1 pseudogene is annotated in these 638 nt (G+C 53.1%); it reads left to right on the top strand.

Going from position 1 to position 638, the window contains the following annotated elements:
* A pseudogene (locus GL286_RS22755) lies at nt 1-149 on the top strand (glucose-1-phosphate thymidylyltransferase); the annotation flags it as partial.
* Nucleotides 150-638: the final 489 nt, after the last annotated feature.

Genomic DNA, 638 nt, shown 5'->3' on the forward strand with positions numbered 1-638 from the left:
TTGAGCAGCGCCAAGGCTTGCAAACCGGCTGTCCGGACGAGATTGCCTTTAACCAAGGCTGGATCAGCCGGGACGATCTGGCAGAGCGGGCCAAAAAATTCGGCAAGAACGATTACGGCAAATATCTCAAATCGATTATGTTGTCTTAGCTCCATGATCGGGCCGTGAGCTAAAATCCTCCTCCACCCAACCAAGAAGAGCAGATTGGCGCATGTGCGTGACACGAGCCGTCTAGAAGGCATTTTTAAATACAGCGTAGAGACGCGCAGAGAGGCTCCAGAAGTCAACAACTACCTCTTATGGCAGGAGAGAGGTAACTGGTTGGGTCAGACGTCACTCAGAGGGCCGTGCAGGGCTTCTAGTGGCGCGCCGCGTTTTCGATGGGTAAGAAAGGCCTGGATCTCGATCGGGTAGATCACCAACGTGACCGTTCAACTCCAAAACGGCTCATTTCGTGGCTATCCGAAAAGCCTTTCAAAACAACTTAGCTGAGTCCGCTCTGAACAACCGTTTTGAACCGCCCCGGGTTTACCGGAGAGTAAAACACTCGAAGGATGAGCCCTATGACGAAGCAGAAATTCACCCCCGCCTATCCTGCCGAACTTCGCGAACGCGGTGTCCGGCTTTTCCGAGAGAAC

The organism is Paracoccus aestuariivivens, from assembly GCF_009711225.1.
In the GTDB taxonomy this organism is placed as follows: Bacteria; Pseudomonadota; Alphaproteobacteria; order Rhodobacterales; family Rhodobacteraceae; genus Paracoccus; species Paracoccus aestuariivivens.